Origin of the sequence: Kytococcus sp. HMSC28H12 (assembly GCF_001816045.1) — a bacterium.
GTDB classification, from domain to species: domain Bacteria; phylum Actinomycetota; class Actinomycetes; order Actinomycetales; family Dermatophilaceae; genus Kytococcus; species Kytococcus schroeteri.
In genome coordinates this window covers 1-2,814 of the sequence record NZ_KV824334.1, presented here as the reverse complement: position 1 = coordinate 2,814, position 2,814 = coordinate 1, and the positions used below count along the sequence as shown (strand labels likewise).

General features: G+C 71.0%; 3 protein-coding genes. All 3 read left to right on the top strand.

Annotated features, from left to right (window positions below):
* A partial coding sequence (locus HMPREF3099_RS03040; RefSeq protein ID WP_141761957.1) for an N-formylglutamate amidohydrolase occupies positions 1–515 on the top strand: 515 nt, incomplete at its 5' end.
* The gene (locus tag HMPREF3099_RS03035; RefSeq protein WP_083323443.1) at positions 512–1,735 is read left to right on the top strand and encodes a flavohemoglobin expression-modulating QEGLA motif protein; all 1,224 of its coding nucleotides are present in this window, start codon (positions 512–514) and stop codon (positions 1,733–1,735) included. The genes HMPREF3099_RS03040 and HMPREF3099_RS03035, both read left to right, overlap by 4 nt.
* The gene (locus HMPREF3099_RS03030) at positions 1,732–2,775 is read left to right on the top strand and encodes a glutathione synthase (RefSeq protein ID WP_070703824.1); all 1,044 of its coding nucleotides are present in this window, start codon (positions 1,732–1,734) and stop codon (positions 2,773–2,775) included. Before HMPREF3099_RS03035 ends, HMPREF3099_RS03030 begins: the two co-directional genes overlap by 4 nt.
* Positions 2,776–2,814 lie beyond the last annotated feature (39 nt).

The following is a 2,814-nucleotide window of genomic DNA, read 5'->3' as shown; positions in this document are numbered from 1 at the left end:
GGGCCGACGGGACGCTGGACGAGGACGTGGCCGCCCGCAGCCTGGAGCAGTACGACCGCTTCTACGCCGACCTGGCCGAGCGCCTCGACGAGCTGGCCGCCCGCGGGCCGTTCGTGGTGTACGACGTGCACTCCTACAACCACCGCCGCAACGGCGCCGACGCCGAGCCCGAGCCGGTGGAGGAGAACCCCCAGGTGAACCTCGGCACCGGCACCGTGGACGCCCACTGGCGCCCGGTGGTGGACGCCTTCACCCGGTCCCTGGGGTCCCAGGAGGTGGACGGCGAGCGCATCGACGTGCGGGAGAACGTGAAGTTCGAGGGCCGCGCCCTGGCGTGGTTCGTGCACGAGCGCTACCCCTCGACCGGCCTGTGCCTGGCGCTGGAGTTCAAGAAGCTCTACATGGACGAGTGGACCGGCCGGCCGGACGACGCCCACGTGGAGCAGCTGCAGCGTGCACTCACGGCCACCCACGAGCCGGTGCTGGCCGCCCTGCGCGAGGTGGGCACCCGATGAGCGGGGCCCCGCAGGACCCGTCCAGCACCGACTCCACCGCCCTCGAGGGGTCCTCCGAGGAGGCCACCTGGGACCCGGCCGACCTGGCCGTGGACCACACGCTGGCCATGCTCTCGGACTCCCTGCGCTTCCTGCTGGACGTCACCCCGGAGAACGCCGAGGAGCAGAAGAAGCGCTTCCTCGACGGTGAGGTCGCCGAGCCGGAGTTCACCTACCGCGAGCTGGACGCCGACCCGGACGTGGTCTCCGCGCAGATCGCCCAGGTGCCGGTGGACGAGGTCACCGACCCCACGCTGGCCGAGCTGCTGCGCCACAAGCGGCGCGAGATGCAGCTGCAGCTGGACATGCTGCGCTGCCGCGGCTCACAGACCTTCCGCGAGATGTCCGTGGAGCTCTACGGCGCGGTCTCCACCGAGCTGCGCGACGCCGCTCGCCGCATCGTGGCCGGGCTGGACGTGCCCGGCTCTCCCCGCTCGATGGTGGACGCCGAGGACTTCCTCGAGGCAGCGCAGGACGAGATCGCCCGCTACCGCGAGGTGGACCCGGACGTGAGCATCCACGCCGAGGTGCGCAGCGACACCTCGGGCGTGCTGGTGGAGGGCGACACCCTCCTCATCAGCGAGGCCGCGAGCGTGCCCACCAACCGCGTGGACGCCCTCATCCACCACGAGGTGGGCACCCACCTGGTGACCCAGGTGAACGGCTCCGGGCAGCCCATGAAGACCCTCGGGTCCGGCCTGGCCGGGTACGACGAGACGCAGGAGGGGCTGGCCGTGCTCGGCGAGATCGCCGTCGGCGGGCTGACCCCCTTCCGGCTGCGCCAGCTGGCCGTGCGCGTGCTCACCGTGGACCGGATGCTCGAGGGCGCCGGCTTCGCCGAGGCCTTCGGCGCCCTGGTGGACGAGGGCGTGCCGAGGCGCTCGGCGTACACCACCACCATGCGCGTCTACCGCTCCGGTGGGCTCACCAAGGACGCCGTGTACCTGCGCGGCCTGCTCGACCTGCTCGAGCACCTGCGCACCGGCGGCCGCCTGGACACCCTGTTCCTGGGCAAGTTCGCCCTGTCGGACCTGCCGCTGGTGCAGGACCTCGATGCGCGCGGCCTGCTGCGGCCGGCCCGCATCACCTCCAACTGGCTGCTCGACGCCGGCGCGACCGAGCGTCTGCAGGCGGCCGTGAAGACCACCGACCTGTCCACCCTGACCCAGGAGATGACATGAAGATCGCGTTCGTCGTCAACGACGTCATGACCGAGAAGCACGTCTACACCACCACCCGCCTGGCCATGGCCGCCACCAACCGCGACCACGAGGTGGTGCTGCTGGGCATGGGCGACTTCGGGTACGAGCCCGACGGCACCCTGATGGCCCGCGGCCGCAGCGCCAAGGACAAGAACTACCGCTCCCTGGAGCGCTACCTCGAGGACGTGCAGAAGCCCGAGAGCGAGGAGCAGTTCGCCGTCTCCGAGTTCGACGTGGTGATGCTGCGCGCCGACCCCGCCGACGAGGGCGAGGGCAGCGCCTGGGCCAACAACGCCGGCATCGCCTTCGGCGAGCTCATGGCCGCCCAGGGCGTGCTGGTGGTGAACGACCCCAGCGCCCTGAGCAAGGCCCTGAGCAAGGCCTACTTCCAGCAGTTCCCCGAGCGGGTGCGCCCCCGCACGCTCATCTCCCGCGACGAGAAGCGCATCGAGGAGTTCGTCCAGGAGCTGGGCGGCAAGGCCGTGCTCAAGCCGCTGCAGGGCTCCGGCGGGTCCGGCGTGTTCCTGGTGAACGAGGACGAGGCCCCCAATCTCAACCAGATCATCGAGGCGATCGCCCGCGACGGCTACGTGGTGGCCCAGGAGTTCCTGCCGGAGGCCAAGGACGGCGACGTGCGGATGTTCCTCATGAACGGCCAGCCGCTCACGGTGGACGGCAAGGTGGCCGCCTTCCGCCGCCGCAGCGGAAGCGACGACATCCGCTCCAACATGTCCGCCGGCGGCTCCGCCGAGAAGGTGGAGGTCACCAACGGCATGCTCGAGCTGGTGGAGGCCGTGCGGCCCAAGCTGGTGGCCGACGGCATGTTCCTGGTGGGCCTGGACATCGTGGGCGACAAGCTCATGGAGGTCAACGTGTTCAGCCCCGGCGGCCTCGGCTCCTGCCAGGCGCTGTACGAGGTGGACTTCGCCCCGGCCGTCATCGAGAACCTGGAGCACAAGGTGACGATGCACGAGCACTACGGCCGGCAGCTGCGCAACGCGGCGCTCGCCACGCTCTGACACCCACCGACCGGTGCGGGCGCGGAGGACTCCGCGCCC